This is a genomic window from Rosenbergiella epipactidis (assembly GCF_018494055.1).
Taxonomy (GTDB): Bacteria; Pseudomonadota; Gammaproteobacteria; order Enterobacterales; family Enterobacteriaceae; genus Rosenbergiella; species Rosenbergiella epipactidis.
In genome coordinates this window covers 1-1001 of record NZ_JABBFQ010000019.1, presented here as the reverse complement: position 1 = coordinate 1001, position 1001 = coordinate 1, and the positions used below count along the sequence as shown (strand labels likewise).

1 rRNA gene is annotated in these 1001 nt (G+C 48.6%); it reads right to left on the bottom strand.

Annotation, left to right across the window (positions count from 1 at the left end):
* Positions 1-846, bottom strand: a 23S ribosomal RNA gene (locus tag HGT71_RS15605); the annotation flags it as partial.
* Positions 847-1001 lie beyond the last annotated feature (155 nt).

Genomic DNA, 1001 nt, shown 5'->3' with positions numbered 1-1001 from the left:
TTCACGAGGCGCTACCTAAATAGCTTTCGGGGAGAACCAGCTATCTCCCGGTTTGATTGGCCTTTCACCCCCAGCCACAAGTCATCCGCTAATTTTTCAACATTAGTCGGTTCGGTCCTCCAGTTAGTGTTACCCAACCTTCAACCTGCCCATGGCTAGATCACCGGGTTTCGGGTCTATACCTTGCAACTTAACGCCCAGTTAAGACTCGGTTTCCCTGCGGCTCCCCTATTCGGTTAACCTTGCTACAAAATATAAGTCGCTGACCCATTATACAAAAGGTACGCAGTCACACGCTCAAGGCGTGCTCCCACTGCTTGTACGTACACGGTTTCAGGTTCTATTTCACTCCCCTCGCCGGGGTTCTTTTCGCCTTTCCCTCACGGTACTGGTTCACTATCGGTCAGTCAGGAGTATTTAGCCTTGGAGGATGGTCCCCCCATATTCAGACAGGATACCACGTGTCCCGCCCTACTCTTCGAGCTCACAATCAGTGCATTTTCATGTACGGGGCTATCACCCTGTATCGCCGGACTTTCCAGACCGTTCCATTAACACACTGACTGATGCAGACTCTGGGCTCCTCCCCGTTCGCTCGCCGCTACTAGGGGAATCTCGGTTGATTTCTTTTCCTCGAGGTACTTAGATGTTTCAGTTCCCTCGGTTCGCCTCGTTAACCTATGTATTCAGTTAACGATAGTGTGTCGAAACACACTGGGTTTCCCCATTCGGATATCGTCGGCTATAACGGTTCATATCACCTTACCGACGCTTTTCGCAGATTAGCACGTCCTTCATCGCCTCTGACTGCCAGGGCATCCACCGTGTACGCTTATTCGCTTAACCTCACAACCCACAGACGTCTTAGACGCTGTAGACTGTAAAAGTCTTTGAGAGACTCCGAATAATTATTCATTATTCAGTGTTTTCAATTTATCAGCTTGTTTCCAGATTTTTAAAGAGCAATATCTTAAAGACGACTCGTAAGTCAGCTTTAAGAT